We start from the raw sequence: 26,048 nt of genomic DNA on the forward strand, positions 1-26,048 counted from the left end.
ACCTCGCGGAAACCAGGGCCTGCCGGACGAGGGCCTACAGGAGCCGGCGTAGCCTGTCGGCCGTCTCGTCCATCCGGTCGGCCGAGACGGCGTCGGCGCGCCCCAGCAGGCCGAACACCCCGGGGCCCCGGAACTCGCCGGGCAGGTCGCCCATCCGTGGCACGAGGTGGAAGTGCACGTGACCGAAGCCCTCCGCCTCGGCGAACTGCACCACGTACGTCTTCACGCAACCGGTCACCTCGTGCAGCGCCCGCGACAGCCGGACCTGCCAGCCGCCGAGGGCGGCCGCCTCGGCGTCGGTCAGGGCCGCCACGGCGGTGACATGACGCCGGGGAACCAGCACCAGCCATCCCGGCAGCGCCGTGCCGAACGCGTGGGCCACCCGCCAGTGCTCGTCGAAGGCGACCCTCTCCCGGGGCGGCAGCGCGTCGAACTCCGCCTCCCTGTCACAGGGGTGGCACGCCGTGGAGATCGTCATGCCGCCCGATGCTACGGGGGCCGCACGCCGCCTCACCAGGCTTGCGGGCAGGTCCCGGTCCCGCCCGATCCGCGGTCGGAGGGAGCCGGCGGCGACGACCGGCGGGCGACGGTCCCGCCCTTCGCGCTCCGCGGGCGGGCGGCGGGCTCACGGGCGAACCGATCTCGGACAGAGCGGCCCGGCACTGGCTAGGATCGGATCACCAGCTTGTCCCGATGGAGGGATGGAGGATGGTGACCGAGCACCCGCATCCGGACGGCCGCCCGCGCAACTCCGTCGCGGCGGCCGCGGCCGCGCTGTCCCATCTGGGACGGCTGCGTGATCTGCCGGTCATCCTCATGCTGGCATGGGTGGGCTGGCTGGCCATCCCGTGGCCGTTCGGCGGCCTCGCCCAGGCTCGCGGCGCGACGGGGCAGCCGCTGACCACGGGCCTGCAGTCCCCGATCGCCGGAGTCCGGCCGCAGACCTCCGAGGTCGTCGTCGAACGGGTTCACGGCGGCGCGCCCGCCGGTCAGGGCGCGGTGGCCTCCACGGGCTGGACCCTGGCCGCGGAGCCCGCCGCCCGCCCGGCGCTGCTCGTGAAACCGGCGCGGTCCTCGGCGGAGGGCAGGCCAGGGGACGCGTGCCCCGGGCCGACCACCGAGGTGGAGGGAGCCGCGTGCCCCGGGCCGGTCGTCGGCGAAGGAGAGGCGGCGTGTCCCGGCTCGGAACCGGCGCCGGGCACATGTCCCGAACCGGCCGCCGGGGCCGCGCCGACGTCGGCGAGCGTGGGGGAGCTCATCGCCTCGGAGCGGGCGCGCATCGCCGGGGAGGTGCACGACGCCGCTGGACACGGCCTCGCGACCATCGCCATGCAGGCCGGGGTCGCCCTGCTGATGCTCGACGAGCGTCCCGACCAGGTCCGCGAGTCGCTGGAGGCGATCCGGACGACCAGCGTGCAGGCGCTCAGCCGCCTCCGTTCCGCCCTCGACCTCATCGACCCGAAGGTCTCGGAGCACGACCTTCCCGGTCTGATCGCCGGGGTGCGCGCGGCGGGGCTGCCCGTCGACGTCGAGCCCGCGGAGCCGGACGTCCCCGCGCACCTCGCGGACGCGGTCTACCGGGTCGTGCGCGAGTCGCTGACCAACGTCCTGCGCCACGCCGGTCCGACGGAAGCCTCGGTCCGCGTGGCCGCCGAGCCGCGCGAACTCGTCCTGGAGATCGCCGACAGGGGAGGCGGCCTGCCGGGGACGGGCGAGGCACACCTGACTCCGGCCGTCGAGGGGCGGGGGCTGACCGGGATGCGGGCCCGGGTGACAGAGGCCGGCGGCTCGTTCAGCGCGGGTCCCCGCGAGGGCGGCGGCTTCCGCGTCGAGGCCAGGTTCCCCGTGGACACCGTGTGACCCGAGACCCCATGACCTCGGAGACCCCATGACCCGAGACCTCATGACCTCGGAGACCCCATGACCCGGGAAGCCGCATGACCTCTCCCACGGGCCCGATCCGCGTGGCGCTCGCCGACGACCAGGCCGTCGTGCGCATGGGCCTTCGAGCGCTCATCGACCGCGAGCCCGACCTGGAGTTCGCCGGTGAGGCCGCCGACGGCGCCGGGGCTCTCCGGTTGCTGGGCGAGACGCGTCCCGACGTCCTGCTGCTGGACATCCGCATGCCCGGCATGGACGGCATCGACACCCTGCGGGCCATCGCGGCCGATCCCGCCCTCAACGCCACCCGCGTGGTCGTCGTCACCACCTTCGAGGTCGACCACTACGTCTTCGCCGCGCTCCAGGCGGGCGCCAGCGGGTTCGTCCTGAAGGACAGCGCACCCGAGGAGCTCACCCGCGCCGTCCGGGTCGTCGCCTCGGGTGAGGCCCTGCTCTCCCCGTCCGTCACCAGGAAGGTCATCGGCCTGTTCGGCCGTCACGACGTCACCCCTGTCGCGGGCCTGGAGACCCTCACCCCACGGGAGCGCGAGATGGTGGCCTGGGTCGCCACCGGGCGGTCGAACGACGAGATCGCCGCGGAGCTGCTCATCAGCCGCGACACGGTCCGCACCCACGTCAGCCGCGCCATGGTCAAGCTGCACGCCCGCGACCGCGCCCAGCTGGTCGTCTTCGCCGTCAGGTCCGGCTTGACGATCCCTTGAGGAAGCCCTTGTAGGCGCGCTGCTCCACCTGCGCCTCGATCTGCTTGATCGTGTCGAGCCCCACACCGACCATGATCAGGATCGTCGCCCCGCCGAACGGGAAGTTCTGCTGGGTCCCCGGATCCCGCAGCAGTGTGAACGCGATGATCGGCAGCATCGACAGCGCCCCCAGATAGGCCGCCCCCGGCGCCGTCAGCCGGGAGAGCACGAACCGGAGGTGCTCCGCGGTCGGCCGTCCAGGGCGGATGCCGGGCACGAAGCCGTTGAGACCCTTCATGTGCTCGGCCACCTCGGCCGGGTTGAAGGTGATCGACACGTAGAAGTAGGTGAAGGCCACGATCAGCAGGAGATAGGTCGTGATGTAGATCGGGTGGTCACCCGACAGGAGGTAACGCGCGATCCACTCGGAGACCGGTCCGGTGCCGCCCGTCAGCTGCGTCACCAGCTGCGGCAGGAAGAGCAGCGAGGAGGTGAAGATGACGGGGACGATCCCGGCCTGGTTGACCTTCATCGGCAGGTAGGTCGCGCTCCCCGGGTACGTCTTGCGGCCGATCATCTGCTTGGCGTACCGCACCGGGATCCGGCGCTGTGCCTGCTCGATGAACACCACGGCCGCCACCAGCACGACCCCGGTGACCAGCATGGTCACCAGCGCGAACGGGCTGATCACGAAGATGTTCGACAGGTAGGAGGGGAAGACGGCGACCACCTGCGTGAAGATCAGGATGGACATGCCGTTTCCGATGCCCCGGTCGGTGACCAGTTCGCCCAGCCACATGACCACGCACGTCCCGGCCACCATGGTGACCACGATCACGATGAGTGCCAGCAGGCTCTGGTCGTGCAGCATCCGCTGGTCGCAGTTGGGGAAGATCTGGTTCGCGCGGGCCAGCGAGACGACCGTGGTCGCGTTGAGCAGGGCCATCGCCACGGTGAGATATCTCGTGTACTGCGTGATCCTCGCCTGGCCCTCCCGCCCTTCCTTCCTGAGCGCGTCCAGGCGTGGGATCACCGTGGTGAGCAGCTGGACCACGATGCTGGCGGTGATGTACGGCATGATCCCCAGCGCGAACACCGACAGCTTCAGCATCGCCCCGCCGCTGAACAGCTGGAGCAGGTCGACGAGCCCGCCGCGCGTGTTGCTCAGACAGGCCCGCACCCCGGCCACGTTCACCCCGGGGGCGGGCAGCAGCTGCCCGAACCGGAACAGCACGACCATCGCCAGGGTGAAGAGGATCTTCTTCCGGAGATCCGGCACGCGGAAAGCACGGAGGAGGACAGTCAGCATGCGCCGAGTCTGGCCGCGTGGCCGCGCGGGGACATCCGCTCACCGGAGGCTTCGCCGTACGCAGATCCGCGTACCTGATCCGGCGGAGGGGCCGGAGAAGGGGACCGACTCCGGAGAGAAGCCGTCCGCCGCGGGCAGGTCGAGCCGTCCGGCGCGTCGGCCGTCTCCGCCGTGGGGACGTCGGTGCGGCCGCGGGCGTGGTCAGCCGGTGAGGCCGAGCTCTCGGGCGCGCAGGCCCGCCTCGAACCGGGACCTGGCGTCGAGCAGTCTCATCAGCTCGGCGACCCGGCGGCGGTAGGTGCGCAGCGAGAGGCCGAGCTCGCGCGCCGCGGCCTCGTCCTTGTGGCCGGCGCCGAGCATGGCCAGGATCCGCAGGCTCTCCTGGCCGAGCACGGGCGGGCGGACGCGGCGGAACTCGGCCAGCTCGGTGGCGGCGTCCCAGGTCGCCCGGAACAGCGAGCTCACGCTCCTGACCACGTCGGGGGAGCGGACCACGGTGTAGGCGCGCTCGCCGCGGACCGGTGGCCCGGCGAGGATCGCGACCCTGTCGTCGATGACGATGGTCTCGTACGGCAGGCCGGTCGTGCAGATCCGTACGTGAGCGCCTCGGTCCGCCACCTCGAAGAGATGCCGTTCGGCCCTCTCGTCACCGAGGACCTGTGGGTTGAAAAGCTTTCGGACGGTCAGGGGCGTGGCCGTGCGACGCCTGGCCTCGACGATCCGCGCGCGCATGCCGGGCATGGCCCAGGTTCGCAGGTCGCCCGCGGCGCAGACGAACTCCCGCTCAGCGCCGAGGAACAGATGACCCGCGCGCTCGGCCAGCTCCTGCTCGCCGCGCAGGGTCACGTTCCGGTCCGGATCGACGGTCATCACGTCAAGTGTGCGGGCTGTCGTGGCGCGGGGCAAAACGGCGAGGCGCGACGGCGTGAGCGGCGCGGTGGCGTTCCAGATGGGCGGCCTGCCGTGGGACGGGGAGGAAGTGGCAACTTGCTGCCACCGCCTCGCCTCGCGGGTGGGGGGAACGGGAGGGTCGGGGCATGACGCACACACGGATCGACACGGCCGGACACTGGAAGCTGGAAGGCGAGACCCGCATCGCTCGCATCGGGTTCGGCGCGATGCGGCTGCCCGCGCGGGGCTGGGACGGGCCCGCCGGAGAGCGGGACAGCGCGCTGGCGGTGCTGCGGAGGGCGGTCGAGCTGGGCGTCGACCACATCGACACCGCCGCGTTCTACTTCTACGAGGACCTCGCGGCCAACGAGCTGATCCGCGCCGCGCTGCGTCCCTATCCCGAGCATCTGGTGATCGCCACCAAGGTCGGCCCTCGGCGAGGCCCGGAGGGGTGGCTTCCCACGGCGGGTCCGAAGGAGCTGCGTGCGGACGTCGAACAGAACCTCCGCGAGCTCGGCCGTGACTCCCTCGACCTGGTCTACCTGCGGGTCGGCCACATCGGACCGTCCACGGAGTCGATCGCGGAGCGGTTCGCCGTGCTGGCCGCCATGCGGGAGGAGGGGCTCATCCGGCACCTCGGGCTCAGCAACGTGTCGAAGGCGCAGCTCGCCGAGGCACGGGCGCTCGCCCCGGTGGCGGCGGTGCAGAACCACTTCCACCTCCTGCGGCAGCGGGAGGACGCGGACATGCTCGCGGAGTGCGAGCGGGAGGGCATCGCGTACGCGCCGTTCTTCCCGCTGGGCGGGTTCGGCCTGCCGGACGACGGGCGGATCAGGCGGGTCGCCGACCGGCACGGCGTCACGGTCGCCAAGGTCATGCTCGCCTGGCTGCTCGCCCGCTCCCCGGTGACGCTGGCCATCCCGGGCACCTCCTCGCCGGCGCACCTCGCCGAGAACGTGGCGGCCGCCGAGCTCCGGCTGACGCCCGAGGACATGGACGAGCTGGCTGTGGTCCGTGCCCCTGAAGAGGAAAACTGACTTTCTAATGTGAGATTAGTGGGCTAAATCTTCTGATCACCCGCGGGCCCGCGTAGGGTCGCCGCCATGAGGACCATGATTCCCGTGGCCGCCCCGTCCGCGCCGGGCCCGCATGCCAGGCCCGCCAGGTCCACCCGGTCCGCCAGGCAGGCCAGGCAGGCCCGGCAGGCCCGGTCCGCCGCCCGGCAGGCACGGGCGAGGCCGTCGCGGCGTCGCGAAGCCGTGCGGAGGCGCGGATGATCGTCACGGAGCTGACCGTCTACCCGCTCAAGAGCGGCGGCGGCACCGCGCTGCGGGAGGCCGAGATCACCCCGCGCGGCATACGCCACGACCGCGCACTCATGCTGGTCACGCCGTCGGGCAGGCACCTGTCGCAGCGGGAGGTCCCGAGGATGGCGCTCCTGAGGCCGGTCTACGACGGATGGAAGCTCAGGATCGACCCCGTCGACCCCGCCGTCGTCGAGACCCCGCTCGTCCTCGACGTGCGCCGCGACGGGCCGGCGCGGGACATCACCCTCTTCCGCGCCCCCTCCCGCGGCGTCGACCAGGGCGACGCCGCGGCCGGCTGGTTCTCCGCGGTGCTCGGCGTCCCGTGCCGCCTGGTGAGCTTCCCCGACGACCTTGTCCGCCCCGTCGACCCCGGCCACGTCCGGGGCGAGGTGGGGTACGCCGACACCTACCCGCTGCTCGTCGCCTCCCCCGAGTCGCTGGCCGAGCTGAACACGAGGCTGCGGGAGCCCGTGCCGATGAACCGCTTCCGGCCGAACATCGTCGTCTCCGGCTGGGGCGAGCCGTTCGGCGAGGACAGGGCGCGGCGGCTGCGCGTCGGCGACGTGGAGATCGAGCTGGTGAAGCCGTGCGGGCGCTGCATGATCGTCAACGTGGACCAGGAGACGGGGGTCAGAGGGCGCGAGCCGCTGCGCGCGCTCGCCGCCTTCAGGACCGTCGAGCAGAGGATCCTCTTCGGTCAGCGGGGCGTGCCCCGCACAGCGGGCGTCATCCGCGTCGGCGACCCCGTCGTCGTCTTGGACCGCTGACGGCGACCTGAACCATTGAGGGTGGCCTCTGAACCTTTTGAGGGGGCTCTGGACCGTTGAGGGGCCCTGGACCATTGGCGGCGACACACGCCCGGCCTGACATGCCGGACACACAATCTTTCATGAGATTGTCATTTTCTGTCACCCCTCCCCACCTCTGACGAGGCGCCCCTGGATCGTCGGCCCCGGCCCCTGTCGGCGCGTAGACCCGGCGGGGACGCTCTCCCTCGGGAAATGTCGCTCCCGTCTGGGAGGGTGACCTCGTGGAAGAGGAAGTCATCCCCATCCTGCGCGTCGAAGACGCCTCCGCGGCGGTCGAGTGGTACGAACGCCTGGGCTTCGCCAAGCAGTGGGAGCATCGCTTCGAACCGGGCTTCCCCGCCTTCGTCGAGGTCGCCCGCGGCTCTGTGCGGATCTTCCTGTCAGAGCACAGGGGAGACGCCCGCCCCGGCACGCTGGTCTACCTTCGCGTCCGCGACGTCGACGCCGTGGCCGCCGAGTTCGGCGGGCAGGCGGAGGATCTCCCCTGGGGGCGGGAGATCGAGCTCCGTGACCCGGACGGCAACCGCCTACGGGTCGCCACCCCGGCCTCCTGACTTCTTCCCCCGCCCTGGGGACAGACGCCGGGTTCGCCACCCGGACCACGCACCGCGCCGCTCACCGGCACCGAGCCGCTCCGTGTCGCCGCTCGCCGTACCGGCGCTCGGTGGAGGAGTCCGGTGTGGTGAGGGTGGCCTGGTCGTGTGCGGGGTGGGGCTGGCCGGTCGCGGGACCTGTGGCGTGCGAGTCCACGCGCGTGGATTCGTGGGGCGGTGGCGGTCAGCGGCCTGTGGCGTGCGAGTCCACGCGCGTGGACTCGTGGGGCGATGGCGGTCGGTCGTGGCGGTCAGAGGGTGGTGCCGTCGAACGCCAGGCCGTTCCACAGGGCGCGTTCGTTCCCCCGGGGGTCGTCGGACACCTTCGGGGGGAGATCCCAGATCATCGTGGCGCGCCGCGGGGTGCGGTAGGGCGGCCACGCGGGCCTGGAGATCGTGCGGCGCGCGGCGGGGTCTCCGGTGCGGGCGAAGGAGGTCCAGGCGTCGACCATCTGGTTCGACAGCGTCGTCAGCCGTGCCCGGTCGGTCCGCAGCGCCTCGTCACCGCCGGGGACGCCCCTGAACCGCAGGGTGCCGAACACGAAGGGCAGCTCGATCGTGTGCACCGCCCCGATCCCCTTCGGAGGAGCCCAGTCGAACTGGTACACGTAGGTGGGACGCCAGCGGCTCTGCGCCTCGGCGAGCCTGAGGGCGGGGATCCGCACGCTCTGGTCGGTGAACATCGCCAGGGCCGCCTCCCGACGTGTCCTGCCCTTCCGGTAGACCGCGGTCATCCGCTCGCGCCGGGCCGCGAGCTCCTTCGGGAAGAACGCGTCGTACTGCCGCGCGAGGCCGCTCAGCCCGTTCGGGGTGAATTGGCCGAAGAAGTTGACCTCGTCGCGGTCGCTGCCGACGAGGAGGTCCACCCCGCGGGCGTTGCCGGCCGCGACACGCTTGACCACCGATTCGCGGACCAGCGTCCCGTCGACGTACGGGCCGAAGTAGAGCGCGCCGCCCGCCGCGCCGGGGAGGGCGGCGACGGCCTTCTCCTGGACCTTGAGCACATCGGCCACGGGCATGGTCCTCAGCGCGGCGATGTCACGGATGGGGAAGGCGGCGGCGAGTTCGCGCTCGAACGCCGGGGTGTGGACGAGGGCTCCACTGCCGCTCTGCAGGACGGCCCGGCGGAACAGCCTCTCCGGGTGGTCGGTGGCGAGCATCGCGCTGATCGAGGCGGCGCCCGCGGACTCGCCGACCACGGTGACGTTCGCCGGGTCGCCGCCGAAGTCGGCCACGTGCCGTCTCACCCAGCGCAGCGCGGTCATCTGGTCGCGCAGCCCGTTGTTGCCCGAGCCGCGGTAGGACGGGTCGAGGCCGCCCAGCTCGGTCCAGCCGAGCACCCCGAGGCGGTAGTTGAGGGAGACGACCACCGCGTCCCCCCTGGCGGCCAGACGCCTCCCGTCGTAGCGCGGCTCGTTGCCGGTCCCGTACCTGGCCGCGCCGCCGTGGACGAACACGATCACGGGACGCTTCGCGCGATCCGGTCGCGGCGTCCACACGTTGAGGTGGAGGCAGTCCTCGTCGGTGTAGACCTTCCGGTCGTCGGGGTAGTCCTCCGTCAGCACATCCCGGTCCTGGGGACAGACCCGGGCGTCGTCGACGGCTCTGAGCGTGCCCTTCCACGGGCTCACGGGTTGCGGCGGCCGGAAACGCCGCTCCCCGACGGGTGGCGCGGCGTACGGGATCCCCCGGAAGACGCACAGGCCCGCGTCGGCCGTTCCCGAGACGACGCCGAGCGAGGTGCGGGTCACGCAGGCCGTACGGTCGCCGACACCGTCGGTTGCCGTTGCCGTTGCCGTTGCCGTTGCGGTTGCGGTTGCGGTTGCCGTGCCGGTGGCGGTGGCCAGTGCGAGGGCGGTCCCGGCGACGGCGAGAACGGAGGGAACACGGAACATGAAGGTCTCCTTTGCGAAGGCTGCGGTAGAGCCTCGCGGCGCAGGACGCCGGGCCGGATCGGCTCGCGGGGTGAATCCGTGCTCGCTCGTGAGAGTGAGGCCGGAGCCGAAGACCGGAGGAGCGAGAGACCGAAACGGGGCCGTGTGCTTCGTGGACCGGGGTTCGGGGTGTGCTGCCGGAGTTGCTCCTTTCGCGGTGTGAGGTTGACGGCTGTTCATGCTGCGGGGCATGGGGCCGGCCGTCTGGGTTTCCCTCTGGTGAGTCAACCTCGGTCACCCGGTTCCCTCCCAGCCAGACGGTTCCCCCCACCCGTGCAGCCCGTGCTTCGGTGAAGCGGTCGTTGCCCACCCCTCACCTGCCTGGTCGGCTCCAGCCCAGAGGCCAATCCCCTTGGAAGCGCTTCTGGTGATGGCTGAGAAGAACGACCACGCATAGGCTGATCACATGACTCCTTATCTTGAGGTACATGTGACCACTGACACTCAAGAAGAGGCAGAAAAGATCTGTAATGCCGCTGTGCGGGGGCGCGTGGCGGCGGGCGCACAGATCATCGGCCCAATCACTTCCATCTACTGGTGGAAGGGTGAGATTCAGCGAGATGAAGAGTTCTTGATCCTGATGAAAACCACCAAGGATCGGTTGGATGAACTCATTTCGGTGGTGAAGGCTGAGCACTCATATGAGACACCCGAAATTGTGGCAATCCCAATCGAGGGCGGATTGGTGGAATACTTGACCTGGATTAAAGTAGAGACGGCGGAGTTGCCGTCGGTCGAGTAGCGGCGTATTCGGCATGGAATTCACGGGCGGCAGCGGTTCGGGACTCTCTGAGTTCCTTTGCGACCTGGCCGAGACGGTCCCAACCGAGTGGCGAAGCCATGGCGTCGGTGGCGGCGAGCGAGGAACGGGCGTGGTCTATTCCTTCTTTGATGTCGCCTACTCTGATGCGAGCTATGGCCATATCGGCCTTGACGACGCACAGCTTTTTTATTTCGGGTTCTGCTCCGAGACTTGCCGTGATGCCGTCTAATGCCATGAAAGATTTCTCTTCGTGGCGTATGCGAGTGTAAACCGCGAGTTTCATTGAGGCGAAACGGGCCGCATCCAGGAAGCACGTCCAAGGTCGGTCGTTGATGTCAGCGGTGGCGTATACCTCTTCGGCTCTGGCGATGGCGTTCAGAGCGGTGTTCCGGTCGCCAAGAAGTGCGGCGTCCTCGGCCAGTCGGGCAAGCAGCCAAGCCTGTGTGGCCGGTGCGGCTTCCCCAAGCCTTTCAAGCGCTGTCTTCGCAAGCCGTACGCTATAAGCGCCGTCGCCTCCGGTCATGTAGGTGCGATAGCCGGTCCATACTGCCGCTGTGGCTGGGTCATGGCCCTGCTTGGCAGCCATGCCGACCAGGCGTGAGAGCGAAACGGCCTGTCTTGTGTCTCCCAGCTCCCAGGCAAACCAGCCCGCAAGTACCGCGCTTTCTCCTGCAGTGACGGCGAGGCGCTTCCGCAGAGCCTCAGAAGGACCACTTTCAAGAAGGGTGCTGATCTCGCTTAGATGGGTCATGAGAGCTGGATACAAGGCGTGCGCGGGAAAATTCTCTTCTAGCCGATGAAACCCTCGTGTTCTGGATTCGAGATGGCTCACAGTCACGTTGTCGGGCCGATGGTCTCCGGCGAGAGCACGCAAAAGACGTTCGGCAGGGTCGAGCACTGTGCTTGTTGTGACGGTTGCAGCAAGCTGCAACAGGGCACGCCTGTCCATACGCTGGTCTAACCTTCCCACAGTCCATGCAAGTGTGAGCGGATCGCCCATCTTTTCACTCGCGTAGCTTGAGGTGGCGGACGTCGGCAACGGCAGAGGTAGAAGTCGCCGACTCTCCGTCGGCGATTCTTCGACAAGATCGGCCTCCGTCGACGGGCCGCGTTGTGTAAGACCTGCGACATCGTCGCAAAATAGCTCATCTTCGTCCAGGCCAAGCACGCGGCAGTAGAGAAGCCGGTATGGGTCTTTGGGCTTGTGTCTACCTGCCTCCCAGTCTCTAATCATTCGTGTGATGGAGTCTCGCCCCGGCAAGCCATCACGAACGCGCCCGTCTGCGGCATTCATGAGCGCACGCGCCATGTCCCGCTGAGACCAAAACTTGTCGCGTCGCCCGGCACGTAGCCGTAATGCCCAGAATGGGGCATTTTTCATTGCGGCACCTCTGGGGGCAGGAGACGTTTCTATCTCCTCCAGTCTCCTCTGGTCCAGCCTGTCCGCGAGGTAATTCCTGCAGATGTGATGGGAGAACAAAAAGCGGGACCCGTAGGCGCTGTCACGCCGCACGGGCCCCTTGACCGCACGCTGGAGGTGCGATCCATGAACAACTCTAGGAGCGCTCGGTGTCAGCAAGGAACAGGAGGCGGCCAAGAAAAAGATCAAGAGGACCAGTTCATTCATCTGATGCGTCTGGCCTGGGATCTGCGGTGCCTGGGGCTGGGGATTTCGGTGGAGCTTGCGCAGGGGCAGGAGCCCTGCGTGGTGGTGCGGCGGGCGTCGGGGCCGGTGCGGGTCGCGGCGGTGAGGCGGCACGGCGGGTGGGTGTTCGCCTGGGGGCGAGGCCGGGATCACTGGGGACCCGCCCTGGACGGTGAGACCCCGCACCGGATCCGGGCGGCGGCGTGGTGAGGGCTGTGACGCTGGGCGTCGTCGACCTGCCAGGAGTGGCGCACTCGGTTCCTGCGGCGCGGCGGTATGTGGCGGAACTGCTCACGAACGCGGGCCACGCGGAGGTGGAGGACGTGCTCTTGCTGGTGAGCGAGGTCGTGACGAACGCCGTGGTGCACACCGGGTCGGGCAGGCCGGGCGGTGTGGTGACCGTGGAGGTCACCGCCGCCGGTCGGCGCATGGTCTGCGTCGAGGTCCTCGACGACGGCCCGTCCTCACCGGTCGTCCCGCCGGGTGTTCCGGTACTGCGCCGCCCCGAGGGCGACGGCGAAGGAGCTGTGCCGGAGGCGGGCGGGCGCGGGCTGTGGCTGGTCGACACGATCGCCGAGAGCTGGGGCGTGCGCCGGGTGGAACGGGGCCGGACGGCGGTCTGGATGTGCGTCTCCACCTCGGCGAAGCCCGGAAGGTAGCCGGGCGGCGGCACGTGTCTCCGGACGGACGAACACCGGGAACGGGCGGGTGGGCAACGACCGTTTCACCGAAGTGCGGGCTGCAGGGGTGGGGAGAACCGCTTGGCCGGGAGGCGAACGGGCCGGAAGGCACGTCTCAGCCGGAGCCCGCGACGGCGAGGCCGGACTCGTAGGCGAACACGACGGCCTGGGCCCGGTCCCGCAGGCCGAGCTTGGCCAGCAGGTTGCTCACGTGAGACTTCACCGTGTGCTCGCTGACCACCAGCTCGGCGGCGATCTCGGCGTTGGACAGGCCCCGGGCGACCTGTCTGAGGGTGTCGGTCTCCCGGTCGGTCAGCTCGCCGAGCCGCCTGCGCAGCGCGGGTCTGGCGGCGCCGCGCCGTACGACGTCCTCGATCAGCCGCCGGGTGACGGCCGGGGCGAGCAGGGACTCTCCCGCCGCGACGAGGCGGGCCGCGCGCACCAGGTCGTCGCGGCGCACGTCCTTGAGCAGGAAGCCGCTCGCCCCGGCGCGCAGCGCGTCGTACACGTAGTCGTCGATGTCGTACATCGTCAGGACCAGCACCTTCGCGGAGGTGCGACGACAGATCTCCGCCGTGGCCGCGACGCCGTCCATGCGGGGCATGCGGATGTCCATGAGCACCAGGTCGGGGTCGAGCTCGACGGCCTTCTCGACGGCCTCCGCCCCGTCCGCCGCCTCGCCGACGACCGTGATGTCGTCGTGCGCGTTGAGGATCATGGCGAAGCCGCCACGGAACAGGTCCTGGTCGTCGGCGACGAGTACGCGCATGTGAGTCATCCGATGGGAAGCGTCGCGGTGACGGTGAAACCACGTGGGTCGACAGTGAGGCTACCTCCGCAGGCCCCCGCCCGCTCACGCATCCCGACGATGCCGTGTCCCTCGCGGAAGTCGGCGTCGCCGCCGCCCCCGTCGGCGACCTCGACCGTCAGCGTGCTCCGTGACCAGGTCAGGCACAGCCGCGCGGTGCGGACGGCCGCGTGCCGCAGGACGTTCGTCAGGCACTCCTGGACGATCCGGTAGGCGGCGATGTCCGCCGCCGTCGAGACGGGCAGCCGTGTCCCCCGTTCTTCGACGACCACGTCGAGACCGGCGTGCCGGGTGCGCTCGACCAGGTCGGCGAGGGTGTCGAGGCCCGGCTGGGGTTCGCGCGCCAGGGTGCCCCGCAGCGCCCCGAGGATCAGGCGGAGCTGGCCGACGGCGTCCCGCCCCGTCTCCGCGATCGCCTCGAACGCCGCCTCCGCCTTCGCCGGGTCACCGCGGACGACCAGGGGCCCGGCCTCGGCCTGCACGACCATGAGGCCGACCGAGTGCGTCACAATGTCGTGCATGTCGCGCGCGATGCGTGTGCGCTCCTCCGCGACCGCCGCGGCGCGTTCCTCCCGCAGCCGCAGGGCGCGTTCCTCGGTCACCGCCCGCTGTGCGCGCCTGGCCCTGGCCCCGACGCCCAGGGCGTAGGCGGCGACGTACGCCGTCACGACGGAGCGGAAGGTCTCGAAGTTCTCGTGCGGCAGGATGAGGGACAGCAGCACCCCCGCCGTCAGCAGTCCGACGCCGATCCTCCGCAGCACCGTCGGAGCCAGCGCCGCGAACGTGTAGGTGCAGACCAGCGGTCCGTACGGCACCAGCAGGAACGGCTTGTGCGCCAGCTGTCCCTGCACCAGCGCGAACGCCGTCATCGACAGGCCCGTCACCAGACCGGCGGGGACGAGCAGCGTGCGCCTCCACAGGACCGGGACCGACGCCGTCAGGGCCAGTGCCACGACCCACCACGGCTGCACGTGGGGCACGAGAACGGGCATCGTCGTCGCGGCCGTGACGACGGATGCGATCGCGGCGTCGGCCCGCGGCACGCGGAGGAGGTTCACTGCCCTGTCACCACCGGGTTCTGGAGTCACGTCAGGCTATGCCCGCGTGCTCTCCCGCGCCTCCCTCCACTGATTGAGGTCCCCCTGGCTCCTGAGAACGAGACCTGTGAGAGAACCGGCGGCGTGGTCAGGACGCGGGCAGCCGGAAGAGGGAGAGCCGAAAGAGGGGAGAACGGTGGCACTCCACAGGTGCGCGCGGTGTGACGCCGTCGAGCTCCACGACCTCATCCGCGAGGTCGAGGCCGTCGCCAGGCGGGCATCGGAAGCGGCGACCGCCGACCCAGCGTTCCGCGCAGCACCCTGAACACGGTGGCGGGGGCCATGAGCCGGGCGGGCGGATCGATCAGGTTGAGGACACGGATGAAGGCGGCGCCGAGCGCGGGGTCGGTGACCGCCGCCGCGTGCAGCATGCCGACATAGGCGTTGACGAGGCGGACGGTCATGGATCGCCGTCCCTCAACCTCGGGGAAGCGCAGATCGGTTCCCACCGAGATCGACCACGGGGCGTCGATCAGCCGGGCCGCGCCGCGGAAGAACCGCCGCGCGAGATCGTCGGTTCCCGAGGCGATCAGGCGGCGAAGCAGCAGCGCCTCCAGCGCGGCGACCGTCATGCCCTGGCCGTAGACGGGGTTGAAGCCGCACAGGGCGTCCGCCGTCACGAGATAGCCGCCGGGGAAGCGGCGCAGCCGCTCGTAGCGCCGCCTCACGCTGGCGGGGAAGCGCATCTTCGCCGGTGCGCTCACCGGCACCGCCGACCGCACGATCTCGGCGATCTGCGGCGCGGCCAGCGTCTCGGCGTACCTGACCATGCCCTCGTCGTCGGTGGGGGGTTCCTCACCCAGCACGCCGGACAGGGCGACGCCGAGCCGGTCGTCCTCCTGGACGGCGACGATCCCTCCCCGGGGCAGCCCGGGGACGGCGTTGGTGAGAGCGCCGAGCAGCCCGTCGAGGTGGTGCGGCTCCCGTTTGTAGACGCGGGTCACGTAGGTGAGGTCGACCTGCACGCGCTCCTCGGGAGCGCGCGCGTATCCCAGCTCCTCCAGCCAGATCGGGGAGCGGGAGGCGCGTCCCCCGGCGTCCACGACCATGTCCGCGTCGATGACCGACTCCGCCGTCTCGCCGCGAGGGAGCACCCGCACGCCTGTGACCCGCCGGGAGTCGGGCGTCGCGGTGAGTCCCAGCACCTCGCACCCGGAGACGAGCCTCACTCCGGGCAGCGCCGCGACCCTGGCCCGCACCGTGTGCTCCAGCAGCGGCCTGCTGATTCCGAAGGCCAGCAGGGGGGACGGCGCCCTGCGCATCCGGTGTCCGTCGTTGTACCAGTGGACCTGGTGCTGCAGGTCGACCAGCGGCGACCCCAGCCGGGCCAGCTCGGTGGACATGCCGGGGAACAGCGTGTCGAACGCCTCCCTGCCGCGGGCGAGCAGCACGTGCAGCTGGCGTCCCTGCGGCACGCCCTTGCGGGCCGCGGAACCCTCGGGTATGAGGTCGCGGTCCACCACGACGACCTCGGCGTACGTCTCGCTGAGCGCGCGTGCCGCGAGCAAGCCACCCATGCCGGAGCCGATCACGACCGCGCGGTCAGCGTGTGTCATGCGCAGCAGCGTATGTCGGCGGGGTGCGGGCCGACGTATTCGTTCTTGCTCGATTCGCCGGTCGATCGTCCTCACCGGCGCCGGGTCATCCCCGGCCCGGATCCTCGAGGAACTCGCCGAGCGCGCGGTGGTACGGCGCGATCGTCGTGATGTCGGCGTGTTCGTCGGGGCCGTGCTGACCGTCGCCCCCGATGCCGAAGATGACGGCGTCCACGCCCCGCTGGTAGTAGAAGCGCCCGTCGGCTGCGCCGTGTTTGCGCAGGAAGTCCGCCTGGTAGCCCTGGTTCCTCGCGGCCCGCTGGAGCCTGAGCACCTCGGGGCGGTCCTGGTCCGCGTGGTGCGGCGGGTCGACGTGATCGACGACGGGGATGACGCCGGGCTCGCAGAAGGACGCCAGGTGCGCGCCGATCTCCTCGGCGGTCCTGCCGTCGAGATCCGGGTCCATGGCGGGGAAGCGGATGTCCAGCCACGCCTCGGCCAGGGCGGGGACCTGGTTGCGGGCCTGGTTCGGGGTCTCGATCCGTGCCACGGTCACCGTGGTCCGCCAGACCTCCTCGGTGGCCACGGGATACCTGGCCAGCGTGTTGTCCAGGCTGCGTTGCAGCTTGAGCAGGGCGTTGTCGCCGAGCCACTGGTAGGCGCCGTGGGCGCTGCGGCCCGTGGCCCGCAGGTTCGCGGTGACCATCCCCTTCGAGTCGGTCACGACACGCAGCCCGCTCTGCTCGCCGATGACGACGAAGTCGCCGCTGACGCCCTGTTCGAGCTGGTGCAGCGTGCCGTTCCGCCCGCCGACCTCCTCGTCGGTGACCAGCTGCAGCCCGACCGGGTACGGCAGCCGCCCGGCCAGCTCGCGGAAGACCTGGGCCTGGACCAGCGCCGAGACCTTCATGTCCTGCGCGCCCCTGGCGTAGAGGCGGTCGCCGTCGAGGCGCGGCCGGAACTGGTGCGGCGGGGCGGGCACGACGTCGAGGTGGGCGTTGAGGATGACCCCGAAGTGGGGCCGCCGGTCCCCCGCGTAGACCAGCACGCTCGGCTTGCCGCCGGACTCGAACCGCTCGACCGTGAACCCGCCGCCCCCGCCGCCCCCGCCGCCCCCGGCGGCCCCGTCGGGTTCGAGGACGAAGGCGAGCACGAGATCGAGCGCCCTGCGCAGGTCGTCCGGCCGGTCGGCGGTCGACGGCACCGCGAGCAGTCTCTGGGCCGTCGCGAGGAAGGATTCGAGATCCACCGCTTCATCGTGCCCGCAGCGCCCTCTTCCCGCCACCCCCGCACCGCGCTTGTTTCGAGGTCATGGAAGGCGGCGGTCGAGGACCTCGGCGAGGGCGTGCAGGGTCTCCGATGAGGCGCCGGGGGGCGGCGAGACGCGGAGCACCGGGGTCGGCAGGTCGTCCGGGGCGCGGCTGACCGGTGCGACGCCGACCGTCAGGGACGCTCGCGCCGCCCGCGAGGCCGCCTCCTCGACGGCGGCCGCCGGGTCCGCGCCCGGCGGAGGCCTGAGGGTGACGATGGCCGAGGGCTCGTCGAGCGGTTCGGCCGCGCGCCAGCCGCCGACCCCGTCGAGCAGGCGTCGCGCCGTGACGCCCAGTTCCGCCAGGCGGGCGCGCACCGCGGCGGGACCGAGGGCGTGGTGTTCCAGTACGGCGACGCCAAGCCCGGCCCGCGCGGCGATCGCCCCCTCGAAGGTCTCGTAGCGCGCCGCCCCCGCCACCGGCGCCGGTTCCCCGTCCACCCAGATGTGCCCGTTGAGGGAGGGGACCGCCGCGTCCATGCCCCCGCCGCCCCCGCCGCCCCCGCCGCCCCTGTCGTCCCCGCCACCCTCGGAGTCCTCGGCGAGGCCGGGCACGATCAGGAAGCCGACTCCGCGCGGCCCGGCGAGCCACTTGCGGGAGGTGCCCACGTAGGCGGTCGCGCCGACGCCGCCGACGTCCACGTGGCCGAGGGACTGGCAGACGTCGAGGACCAGGGGGACCCCGGCGTCGCGGCACAGCCCGCCCACCTCGGCCGCGGGCTGCACCACGCCCCGGTGGGAGGCGACGTGCGGGAGGGTGACCAGGTCGAGCCCGGCGGCCAGCGCGGTCTTCAGGCCGTCCAGGTCGAGGCGGGAGTCGTCGTCGACGGGCAGTTCGACCAGCTCCCAGCCGTGCTGGCGCGCCAGGCGGCGCAGCAGCATGAGCGTGTTGCCGTACTCGGTGCGGGTGACGCCGACGCGGCTGCCCTCCGGCAGCCGCCACCCGCCGAGCAGGGCCGCCATCGCGGTCGTCCCGCTCTCCAGGAAGGCGACGTCGCCCGCGGCGGCGCCGACGAGCCCGGCCAGCGCGGACCTGGAGGCGTCGAGGTCGGGGAGCGCCTGGTAGGCGCCCTTCTCGCGTTCGTCCCTGAGGTGCCCGACGACGGCCTCGAACACCTGGTCGCTGGGGATGTTGCACCCTGCGGCGTTGAGGTGTCCGGGCGGCGCGCAGGAGCGCGCCGCCCGCCACCTCTCGGCGACCCCGCCCGGCTCGGGGCGGCTCCCGTCGGTCATGCGTGGGCCAGGACGAGGCTGAAGTCACCCGTGGGGTCGGTGTAGTGGAAGGTCGGGGTGAACCCGGCCGCGACCAGCTCCCTGTGCAGGCCCTCCCTGCGGAACTTGGCGCTGATCTCGGTGCGCATCTCCTCCCCGGCGGCGAAGGAGACGGACAGGTCGAGGTCGTCGAGGCGCACGTGCATGGCCCGGGTCGCGCGCAGCCGCATCTCGATCCAGTCGTTGCGCATGTCGTACAGCGCGACGTGCTCGAAGGCGTCCGGCTCGAAGTCGGCGTCGAGCTGCCGGTTGATCACGTGCAGGACGTTCCTGTTGAAGGCCGCGGTCACTCCGGCCGCGTCGTCGTAGGCCGCCACCAGCCGTCCCGTGTCCTTGACCAGGTCGGCCCCGAGCAGGAAGGAGTCGCCGGGGTTGAGGGTCGCGCGCAGTTCCTTCAGGAACACCTCGCGCGCCGCCGGGTCGAGGTTGCCGATGGTGCCGCCGAGGAAGGCGACCATCCGCCGCCCCTCCCTCGGCAGGAGCGCCAGGTGCTGCTCGAAGTCGGCGCACACCGCGTGCACGTCCAGCCCCGGGTAGCGGGCGGTGAGCCGCCGTGCCGCGTCGGTGAGGGTGACCGCGTCGACGTCCACCGGCGTGTAGGCGCGCAACGCCCCCGCGGCGGCGAGGGCGTCGAGCAGCAGGACGGTCTTCTCACTGGTGCCCGAGCCGAGCTCGACCAGGGTGTCCGCCCCGCTGCGCCTGACGATGTCGGCTGCCTGGGCGCGCAGGATGGCCAGCTCGCGGCGGGTGGGATAGTACTCGGGCAGCCGGGTGATCTGGGAGAACAGATCGCTTCCCGTCGCGTCGTAGAACCACTTCGGCGGCAGGTGCTTGGGCGTCGACGCCAGTCCGCCGCGGACGTCGTTCTCGAGTGCCTGACGCAGGTAGTCGTGGCCGAGATGGTTGGTCAGGCGTACTGCCGACTGGCTGACGGGCATGGGATCTCCTTGAGGGCTATGGGTGTCACAGCGGCTGGATGCGCACGCCGTCCGGAGAGGCGAGGACAAGGCTCCGATCCGGTACGGCCTGCCAGCCGGGCCGGTCGTCCAGCGGCTCGCTCGCCACGAGCACGCCGTCGTCGAGGTTGAGGAAGAGCGTGTCGCCCCAGACGGTCGCGGCGAGTGACGCGCCGTCGCAGGCGAGCAGGTTGAGGCGGCCCCCCGGGTCCTTCGTGCCCGCGTGGACGACGACCTCGGACAGGGCGTCGCCGAGCGTCAGGCCCGCGCGCCGCCGGGCGAACACGGCGGCGGCGACCCACGCGGCGTCGCAGGTGCTCTCCGCGCCGCCGTCGCCCGCCAGTTCCCTGACCGGGCCCCGCGCGACGCGGCCGTTGTGGCTGAGCAGCCACGGTCCGTCGGCGAAGGGCGCGGTCGCGGTCTCCTCGACGGGCATGCCCGCGCTGGCCGACCGTACGGCGGCCAGCAGGCAACCGGAGCGGGCGATCTCGGCGAGGGCGGGCAGGTTGGCGTCGGTCCACATGGGGACGGCTCGGCGGTAGCGGACCGGTTCCGCGCGGACGGAGTCGTACCAGCCGATGCCGAACCCGTCGGCGTTGATCATTCCGTGGCGCTGCATGCGCGGGGCGTACGACTGTCTCATCAGTCCGTGCTCCGGCTCGCTGATCAGCGAGGCCATGGAGCGGGGCGCGCCCAGCCAGGCGGCGTGGCGGCACATCTACCCGTGCTCCGGGGAGGCGGAGCGGGCGCAGCGGAAGCCGGTGAAGATCTGCCTGCGGATGGGGTGGTCCCAGTTTCTGAACGTCGTGCGGACTGCGGCGGGGTCGGCCGCCCAGGATCCGCCGCGCAGCACCCGGTAGTCGCCGCCGAAGAAGACCTCGCTGTACTCGCGGTAGGGGAAGCTGCGGAAGCCGGGGTAGGGCAGGAACCGCGAGGCGGTCCACTCCCACACGTCCCCGACCATCTGCTCGGCGCCGTAGGCGCTGGCCCCGGCGGGGTAGGCCCCGAGCGGGGCGGGCCGCGCCGCCCTGTGCCCGAGGTTGGCCCGGTCGGGACCCGGGTCCTCGTCCCCCCACGGATACTTCCGCGCCCGCCCCGCCGAGGGGTCCCAGCCGCAGGCCTTCTCCCACTCGGCCTCCGTGGGCAGCCTCTTGCCCGCCCATCGGGCGTAGGCGTCGGCCTCGTGCCAGGACACGTGCTGGACCGGCTCGTCCATGGGCACGGGCTCCGTCCTGCCGAACCTGGTCCGCCACCAGGCGTCGCCGTCCCTGGTCCAGAACAGCGGGGCGAAGGCCCGGGTCTCCTGCCGCCAGAGCCACCCCTCGGGGCTCCACCAGCGCGGGTCGTCGTAGCCGCCGTCCTCGACGAAGGCGGCGTAGGCGCGGTTGCCGACGGGGAGCCTGTCGATCCAGTAGGCGGACAGCTCGACCCGGTGGGCGGGGCGTTCGTTGTCGTAGGCCCACGGCTGGGTGTCGGTCCCCATCAGGAAGGAGCCGGCGGGGACGAACACCTCCTCCGGACCCTGCGGCCTGCCGGGCGGCAGGTCGCCGTCGCGGACCAGGCCCGGCTCCTTCGACAGCTGCAGGGTGGCGAGCATGGTCTCGTCGTGCTGGTGCTCGTGCTGGATCACCAGGCCGAAGACGAAGGCGTCCCGGTGGAGGGGGTCGGGGCCGTTCGGGTCGATGGCGTCCAGGACGTCGAGCACCCGCCCCCGCACGCCCTCGATGTACCGGCGCGCCTCGACGGGGCCCAGGATCGGCAGGCTCGGGCGGTTCTTGCGCGGGTGCTTGAACGCGTCGTACAGGTCGTCGATCTCGGGGCGGAGCGGGGTGATCCCACCGGCCTCCCGCAGCACCCACAACTCCTCGTAGTTGCCCACGTGCGCCAGGTCCCACACCAGGGGCGACATCAGCGGTGAGTGCTGCTTGACCAGCAGGTCGTCCTCGGCGTCGGTGTAGGCCAGCGACCGGTCGCGCACCGCGATCAGCTCGGCGGCGATCCGCTCCTTGAAGTCGTTCATGCCGGTCCTTCCTCGGTCAACCAGTCCGACAGGCGTCGTCCCGGTCCTTTCGCCAGTTCCAGCAGGTCGAGGGCGGGGGGCCGCCCCGTCGTCACGTGCCGGTCGGCGAAGGCGGCCACCTCGCCGACCAGTTCGGGAGTCGCCCCCAGGCGGGGCAGCGCTTCGAGGGCCGCGCGGAAGCAGGCGTCGGCCGCCTCGCGGAGCCTCGGCTCGGTGAGGCCGCAGCGCGCCGCCTCGAGCCACATCCCCGCGTACGGCTCCGCAGCCGCCAGCGCCGTGTCCGCCGCCCGGTCGTCCACCATCAGGGCGTGGGTCACCGCCACGCACACCGGCCAGTTCGCCGGATGCTGGGCGTCGAGGTAGCGGATCTCCAGCCAGCCGCGCGGCCGTACCGGAGGGAAGATGGTCGTGGCGTGGTAGGCCAGGTCCGCCACGGTCGGCGGCCGCACGGGCGCGCTCAGCCAGTCGCGGAAGGTCGAGCCGTCACGGATCGGGCGGTAGTGCTCGCCGTCCTCGCGCACGAGCATGAGCCTGGCGTCGAGGAGGTACTCCGCCCACGCGGAGGCCGGGTCGGCGGTCGCCGGGACGGGAGCGGTCCTGGTGCGGTCGAGGTTCTCCCACACCTCCTGGCGGCCCGACATCCACCCGCACGGCACGCCCTCGCGGAGCGAGGAGTTGGCGAAGGCCGCGACCAGGACGGGGCCGAGCAGGTGCGCCCGCTCCCACCGCACCCACGGTTTCTCCCCCAGGTCCAGGTTGACCTGGATCGACGCCGTCGAGCACATCATCAGCGAGCCGTACGGCGTGCCGAGGAACTCGGCCATCGCGTCGTAGCGGGGCAGACGCAACTGCCGTTTCGCCGGTCGCACCGGATCGAGGCCGACCCCCGCGAGGGCCAGACCGGCGTTCCGCAGCGCCTCGCGGGTCGCGTCCACGTCGGCGCGGAGGAGTGTGATCGCCTCGGACAGGGTGCCCGCGGGACCTGACAGTTCGAGCTGGCCGCCCGGTTCGAAGGTCACCCGGCTTCCCCCGGACAGCCGCGGCAGGACGTCGCCTGTTCTGGCCAGCGGGACCTGAAGCTCGGAAGCCGCGCGGTCGAAGACCAGGAACTCCAGTTCGACTCCCACCTGGTCTCCGACGGCGCCGGGGAAGCAGTGCTGGGCGAAAGCCTCCACATCCGAGGCATCCCGGATCGGCGTGTCCTCGGCCGCAAGACCGGTCATCGTCCCCCCTTTTCGCCTGATGTGTATGGATCTATAGACCCGCGAGGCGCGCAAGCGTTACAGGGGAAGGCCGGAGAACGCCGGGAGAACATCGGGAAACGCCGGGAGGCGTCGGAGACGTCCGGAAACGGCTGGGACACGCTGGAAACAGCGGGAGGCGACGGGGGCGGCGTCAGGAAACCGGGGGTCGGACGGACGGCCGCCGGAGAACGCCGGGGCACACGGTGTAACGGATCGCTCCCCATGCGGCACTGCGCCATATGGAGCGGGGGCTGCGATGAGGCGAGCGACGACGCGATCCGGGCGACCGGCGGACTGCCGGGAGGCGCTGGAACTTGTCACGGGCTATCTCGACGGGGTTCTGCCCGCCGGGCGGCGGCGGCGTCTCGAGGAGCATCTGGCCGGATGCGCCGAGTGTCCCGTCCAGCTGGAACAGATCAGGGTGACGGTCGAGATCCTGCGCTGTTTCGGCGCCGGGGACATCCCGCAGGACACGCTCGCGAAGTTGTGGGCCGCCTTCGCGCGCCCCTGAGCGCCGTCCGGCCCCGGTCCCGGATCTCCGTCGCCGTCCGGCTCAGGAGCTTCGCCGCTCCTCGACCCGGGAGTCCCGCCGGTTCCTGAAGGCGGACAGCAGCCGGTCGCGCATGTCATCCGGTGGGGGGTCCGGGGGCAGGGCGCCGAGGGCGGTGACCGTCACGCGGAACTGGTGGAGGTAGTGGCCGCAGCACTCGCACTCGGCCAGGTGCTCCTCGAACCGCTGCCGGGTGGGTTCGTCGAGGTCGTTTTCCAGGTAAGCGGTGACGAGTTCCACCCACTCGTCGCAACTGAACCGCTTCACGACGTGGACCGCCTTACCGTCTATGAACTGAACCGATTTCACTACGCCGACCGCCTCGCCGTCTCGAAGTAGTCCTCAAGCCGCCCCCGCACCGCCACACGGGCGCGGTGCAGAAGGACCCGCTGGTTGGCCGCGGAGATCTCCAGGATCTCGCACACCTCCTCCGAGGTGCACCCCTCGACGTCGCGGAGGGTGATGACAGCACGCTGTCTCGGGGGAAGCTCAGCCAGGGCCGCCGCGATCAGACCGCGCACCTCGGCGGCCAGCACCTCGCCCTCGGGGGTCGACCAGGCCGTGGGGACGTTCTTCCAGTGCCCGGGGAACGGGTCGTCCGCGCTCTGGAAACACGCGGGGTCGACGGACGGCTCCTCCCTGTGCTCGAAGGCGCTGCTCCACGGGACCGTGCGGTTCTCGCGCACGCCCCGTTTCCTGGCCGTGTTGACCAGGATGCGGTAGACCCAGGTCTTGACCGATGAGCGGCCCTCGAAGCCGTCTATCCCTCTGATCACCGCCAGCCAGGTGTCCTGCACGACCTCTTCGGCCGAGTCGTTCGTCGAGACGTGGGAGCGGGCCAGCCACAGCATCCCTCGCGACCAGGTGTCCAGCAGCGCCGCGAACATCGACTCGTCTCCGGCGCGCAGGGCCGCGACGACGACGTCGTCAGGGGGGAGCCTACTGCCCGTGAAGGACTCCACGATCGCCTCCTCGCGGTCGGACATCTGGGATATCCGTGTCACAGGGACGCTCCTCCGCTCCTCGCGGGCCCGGAGACGTCTGGATCATCGTGGTGTGTCCTCTCCGATGAGACGCTCGCTGAGCGCTGTCGGCCCGAGGATGAGGATTCCCGTCCTGAAATGAGCCGACACCTCCTCCTTCGCCTCCGGGCGTGTGGGCGGTTGCCGCCTTCCGTTCGCACAGTTCCCGCACCGGCCCGTTCGTTACACCGATCGGGCCTTTCACGCTTCGGGAAGTTTCAGCATGCGGTCGAGCAGCTGGTGGAGGTGGGCCTGGAGGCGGGGCTTCGTCTTGGGGTTGTCGGGGTCGGGCGGGTCGGGAGGGGCGAGGGCCTCGCCGTGGAGGAAGCCGTACACGCTCCAGACCAGCGTCCGCACCATCAGGTCCGCGTCGATGCCGTCGTCGATGAAGCCGTCCCTGGCCGCCGAGCGCAGCGCGTCCCGGGTGAGGTTGATGAGCGGGACCGCGTACCTCTGTTCGAGGTCGGGGATGTCGGCGGCGTCGCCGAGCCAGCGATGCATCCACAGCGCGGGGATCTGCGGGTTGGACAGGCACAGATCCAGGTAACGGTCGACGAGGGTGTACAGGGCCGAGGCGACCCCGGCGGGGTCGCGGGCGGGAAGCGCCGCCAGAGCGCCCTCGACGACGGCGCGCTGGGCCAGGCTGGCGCGTTCGATGACGGAGAGGTAGAGGTCGCGTTTGTCACCGAAGGTGTCGTGTATCCATTCGACGTCGTATCCCATGGCCTCCGCCAACCCCTGCAGGGTTGTGCCGTCGTAGCCGAACGCGGCGAAAAGCCGGGTCGCGAAATCTATGACCGCTTCGCTCTGCTGCTCCTCCGCAGAAGTCATGGTTCGATTCAAGTCCTTGACACTGGTGGAGCTAGCTAAGCGCTGGTTTTGGCGTGGTCAAACCTGTGTGCGCAATGTCCCGGCCTGGGCTGATCGGTCGTTCCCGGGAGGAGCAGGGCGGGGCCGTAAGGACTGTTTCCCGGCACGGGTCGTGACGGCCGCGCCGGGTGGATCACCGCGAGGGTCGTGACGGCCGCGCCGGGTGGATCACCGTGCCGGTCGTGACGGTCACGCCGGGTGCGTCACGACAGCCGTGCCGTGTAGGTCACGACGGCCGTGCCGTGTAGGTCACGACGGCCGTGCCGTGTAGGTCATGACGGCCGTGCCGTGTAGGTCATGACGGCCGCGCCGCTCCCGAAGACACGGCTGTCGGCCAGCTCGAACTGCGTGGGGGCGAACCCCCCGGCGAACAGGGGGATCCCCGACCCGACGATGACCGGGTACACCTTCACGATCAGCTCGTCGATCTCGGGCAGCAGCGTTCCCGCGAGCCGCGCCCCACCGGCGAGCCAGATCCCCTTGCCGTCCTGCCGTTTCAGCTCCCTGACCGCCGCGACCGGGTCGCCGGAGACGATCCGGACCGCCGGGTCGGGGGCCTCGGTGACGCTCCCCGAGACCACGTACTGCCGCAGGTGCCCGTACGGGCTGGTGATCCCCTCCCGCAGCGCGGGGTCGTAGGTCGCGCGCCCCATCACGACGGTGTCGAAGCGCGTGGTCGGCGGGTCGATCCCGATCGCCTTCCGCACGTGCGTCGGAACGGCGTCCGCGTACTCGGCGAGGATGTGTTCGAGGATGTCGTCGCCCATGGGGAAGAAGTCGACGGAGCCGTCAGGGCCCGCGATGAAGCCGTCGATGGACGACCCCACGTAGTAGACGAGCTTTCGCATCCGG

At 71.0% G+C, this 26,048-nt stretch carries 27 protein-coding genes; 9 read left to right on the top strand and 18 right to left on the bottom strand.

Features of this window, described 5'->3' with window-relative positions:
* Nucleotides 1-34: 34 nt before the first annotated feature.
* Entirely contained in the window at nucleotides 35-478 is a 444-nt protein-coding gene (locus tag PKF00_RS04435) for an HIT family protein (RefSeq protein WP_271216030.1), read from the bottom strand.
* A gap of 215 nt (nucleotides 479-693) precedes the next feature.
* Here PKF00_RS04435 and PKF00_RS04440 point away from each other — a divergent pair, with 215 nt between their 5' ends.
* Both PKF00_RS04440 and PKF00_RS04445 read left to right on the top strand, forming a co-directional pair.
* Nucleotides 694-1,860, top strand: a complete 1,167-nt coding sequence (locus PKF00_RS04440; RefSeq protein WP_271216031.1) for a sensor histidine kinase — start codon at nucleotides 694-696, stop codon at nucleotides 1,858-1,860.
* A gap of 77 nt (nucleotides 1,861-1,937) precedes the next feature.
* Complete coding sequence (locus PKF00_RS04445; protein WP_271216032.1) at nucleotides 1,938-2,603, top strand: response regulator; 666 nt, start codon at nucleotides 1,938-1,940, stop codon at nucleotides 2,601-2,603.
* Here PKF00_RS04445 and secY read toward each other — a convergent pair.
* Together secY and PKF00_RS04455 are read right to left on the bottom strand one after the other, a co-directional pair.
* Nucleotides 2,578-3,891 carry a preprotein translocase subunit SecY gene (secY, locus tag PKF00_RS04450; RefSeq protein WP_271216033.1) on the bottom strand — a complete coding sequence of 438 codons (1,314 nt, stop codon included), beginning with the start codon at nucleotides 3,889-3,891 and terminating at the stop codon, nucleotides 2,578-2,580. The two genes, PKF00_RS04445 and secY, sit on opposite strands and share 26 nt — an antisense overlap.
* A gap of 201 nt (nucleotides 3,892-4,092) precedes the next feature.
* Entirely contained in the window at nucleotides 4,093-4,761 is a 669-nt protein-coding gene (locus tag PKF00_RS04455) for a helix-turn-helix transcriptional regulator (protein WP_271216034.1), read from the bottom strand.
* A 167-nt stretch (nucleotides 4,762-4,928) separates the two neighbouring features.
* Here PKF00_RS04455 and PKF00_RS04460 point away from each other — a divergent pair, with 167 nt between their 5' ends.
* The 3 genes from PKF00_RS04460 to PKF00_RS04470 all read left to right on the top strand — a co-directional run bounded on the left by PKF00_RS04460 (nucleotide 4,929) and on the right by PKF00_RS04470 (nucleotide 7,452).
* Nucleotides 4,929-5,819 carry an oxidoreductase gene (locus PKF00_RS04460; RefSeq protein ID WP_271216035.1) on the top strand — a complete coding sequence of 297 codons (891 nt, stop codon included), beginning with the start codon at nucleotides 4,929-4,931 and terminating at the stop codon, nucleotides 5,817-5,819.
* A 236-nt stretch (nucleotides 5,820-6,055) separates the two neighbouring features.
* Nucleotides 6,056-6,856, top strand: coding sequence for an MOSC domain-containing protein (locus PKF00_RS04465; protein ID WP_271216036.1), 801 nt, complete (start codon nucleotides 6,056-6,058; stop codon nucleotides 6,854-6,856).
* 263 nt (nucleotides 6,857-7,119) lie between these two features.
* Nucleotides 7,120-7,452, top strand: a complete 333-nt coding sequence (locus tag PKF00_RS04470; protein ID WP_271216037.1) for a glyoxalase superfamily protein — start codon at nucleotides 7,120-7,122, stop codon at nucleotides 7,450-7,452.
* Between the two features lie 290 nt (nucleotides 7,453-7,742).
* Here PKF00_RS04470 and PKF00_RS04475 read toward each other — a convergent pair whose 3' ends face one another.
* Entirely contained in the window at nucleotides 7,743-9,386 is a 1,644-nt protein-coding gene (locus PKF00_RS04475) for a carboxylesterase/lipase family protein (RefSeq protein ID WP_271216038.1), read from the bottom strand.
* Nucleotides 9,387-9,831: 445 nt separating this feature from the next.
* On the opposite strand from PKF00_RS04475, the gene cutA reads away from it, so the two are divergent.
* On the top strand, nucleotides 9,832-10,167 hold the full coding sequence (gene cutA, locus PKF00_RS04480) for a divalent-cation tolerance protein CutA (protein WP_271216039.1): 336 nt from the start codon (nucleotides 9,832-9,834) through the stop codon (nucleotides 10,165-10,167).
* Here the strand turns inward: cutA and PKF00_RS04485 are convergent.
* On the bottom strand, nucleotides 10,130-11,815 hold the full coding sequence (locus PKF00_RS04485; protein ID WP_498073057.1) for a helix-turn-helix transcriptional regulator: 1,686 nt from the start codon (nucleotides 11,813-11,815) through the stop codon (nucleotides 10,130-10,132). The two genes, cutA and PKF00_RS04485, sit on opposite strands and share 38 nt — an antisense overlap.
* A gap of 48 nt (nucleotides 11,816-11,863) precedes the next feature.
* On the opposite strand from PKF00_RS04485, the gene PKF00_RS04490 reads away from it, so the two are divergent.
* Nucleotides 11,864-12,043: a hypothetical protein gene (locus PKF00_RS04490; RefSeq protein ID WP_271216041.1), complete on the top strand. Its 180-nt coding sequence runs from the start codon at nucleotides 11,864-11,866 to the stop codon at nucleotides 12,041-12,043.
* Nucleotides 12,044-12,048: 5 nt separating this feature from the next.
* Entirely contained in the window at nucleotides 12,049-12,492 is a 444-nt protein-coding gene (locus PKF00_RS04495) for an ATP-binding protein (protein WP_271216042.1), read from the top strand.
* A gap of 136 nt (nucleotides 12,493-12,628) precedes the next feature.
* On the opposite strand, the gene PKF00_RS04500 is transcribed toward PKF00_RS04495, so the two are convergent.
* The 9 genes from PKF00_RS04500 to egtA form a co-directional block, all read right to left on the bottom strand.
* The gene (locus PKF00_RS04500) at nucleotides 12,629-13,291 is read right to left on the bottom strand and encodes a response regulator (protein ID WP_271216043.1); all 663 of its coding nucleotides are present in this window, start codon (nucleotides 13,289-13,291) and stop codon (nucleotides 12,629-12,631) included.
* The gene (locus PKF00_RS04505) at nucleotides 13,288-14,379 is read right to left on the bottom strand and encodes a sensor histidine kinase (protein ID WP_271216044.1); all 1,092 of its coding nucleotides are present in this window, start codon (nucleotides 14,377-14,379) and stop codon (nucleotides 13,288-13,290) included. Before PKF00_RS04505 ends, PKF00_RS04500 begins: the two co-directional genes overlap by 4 nt.
* Nucleotides 14,380-14,603: 224 nt before the next feature.
* Entirely contained in the window at nucleotides 14,604-15,974 is a 1,371-nt protein-coding gene (locus PKF00_RS04510; RefSeq protein ID WP_271216045.1) for an FAD-dependent oxidoreductase, read from the bottom strand.
* Between the two features lie 85 nt (nucleotides 15,975-16,059).
* Nucleotides 16,060-17,202, bottom strand: a complete 1,143-nt coding sequence (locus PKF00_RS04515; protein WP_271216046.1) for a M20 family metallopeptidase — start codon at nucleotides 17,200-17,202, stop codon at nucleotides 16,060-16,062.
* Nucleotides 17,203-17,262: 60 nt separating this feature from the next.
* Nucleotides 17,263-18,495, bottom strand: coding sequence for an ergothioneine biosynthesis PLP-dependent enzyme EgtE (gene egtE / locus PKF00_RS04520; RefSeq protein WP_271216047.1), 1,233 nt, complete (start codon nucleotides 18,493-18,495; stop codon nucleotides 17,263-17,265).
* Entirely contained in the window at nucleotides 18,492-19,472 is a 981-nt protein-coding gene (gene egtD / locus PKF00_RS04525) for an L-histidine N(alpha)-methyltransferase (RefSeq protein ID WP_271216048.1), read from the bottom strand. Before egtD ends, egtE begins: the two co-directional genes overlap by 4 nt.
* A 25-nt stretch (nucleotides 19,473-19,497) precedes the next feature.
* Nucleotides 19,498-20,208, bottom strand: coding sequence for an ergothioneine biosynthesis protein EgtC (egtC, locus tag PKF00_RS04530; protein WP_271216049.1), 711 nt, complete (start codon nucleotides 20,206-20,208; stop codon nucleotides 19,498-19,500).
* Nucleotides 20,209-21,510: an ergothioneine biosynthesis protein EgtB gene (gene egtB, locus PKF00_RS04535; protein ID WP_271216050.1), complete on the bottom strand. Its 1,302-nt coding sequence runs from the start codon at nucleotides 21,508-21,510 to the stop codon at nucleotides 20,209-20,211.
* Nucleotides 21,507-22,733 (bottom strand): ergothioneine biosynthesis glutamate--cysteine ligase EgtA, encoded by a 1,227-nt coding sequence (egtA, locus tag PKF00_RS04540; RefSeq protein WP_271216051.1) that lies wholly within the window; start codon nucleotides 22,731-22,733, stop codon nucleotides 21,507-21,509. The genes egtB and egtA overlap by 4 nt, the downstream gene beginning before the upstream one ends.
* A gap of 277 nt (nucleotides 22,734-23,010) precedes the next feature.
* On the opposite strand from egtA, the gene PKF00_RS04545 reads away from it, so the two are divergent.
* Nucleotides 23,011-23,265: an anti-sigma factor family protein gene (locus PKF00_RS04545; RefSeq protein WP_271216052.1), complete on the top strand. Its 255-nt coding sequence runs from the start codon at nucleotides 23,011-23,013 to the stop codon at nucleotides 23,263-23,265.
* Nucleotides 23,266-23,307: 42 nt separating this feature from the next.
* Here PKF00_RS04545 and PKF00_RS04550 read toward each other — a convergent pair whose 3' ends face one another.
* The 4 genes from PKF00_RS04550 to PKF00_RS04565 form a co-directional block, all read right to left on the bottom strand.
* Nucleotides 23,308-23,571, bottom strand: coding sequence for an anti-sigma factor family protein (locus PKF00_RS04550; protein ID WP_271216053.1), 264 nt, complete (start codon nucleotides 23,569-23,571; stop codon nucleotides 23,308-23,310).
* Nucleotides 23,572-23,612: 41 nt separating this feature from the next.
* A complete protein-coding gene (locus PKF00_RS04555; protein WP_271216054.1) occupies nucleotides 23,613-24,308 on the bottom strand; it encodes an RNA polymerase sigma factor in 696 nt (231 codons plus the stop codon).
* Nucleotides 24,309-24,527: 219 nt separating this feature from the next.
* Nucleotides 24,528-25,157, bottom strand: coding sequence for a TetR/AcrR family transcriptional regulator (locus tag PKF00_RS04560; protein ID WP_271216055.1), 630 nt, complete (start codon nucleotides 25,155-25,157; stop codon nucleotides 24,528-24,530).
* Nucleotides 25,158-25,468: 311 nt separating this feature from the next.
* Entirely contained in the window at nucleotides 25,469-26,044 is a 576-nt protein-coding gene (locus PKF00_RS04565) for a dihydrofolate reductase family protein (RefSeq protein ID WP_271216056.1), read from the bottom strand.
* Between the last annotated feature and the right edge of the window lie 4 nt (nucleotides 26,045-26,048).

It is taken from the genome of Streptosporangium carneum (genome assembly GCF_027922005.1).
GTDB lineage: Bacteria > Actinomycetota > Actinomycetes > Streptosporangiales > Streptosporangiaceae > Streptosporangium > Streptosporangium carneum.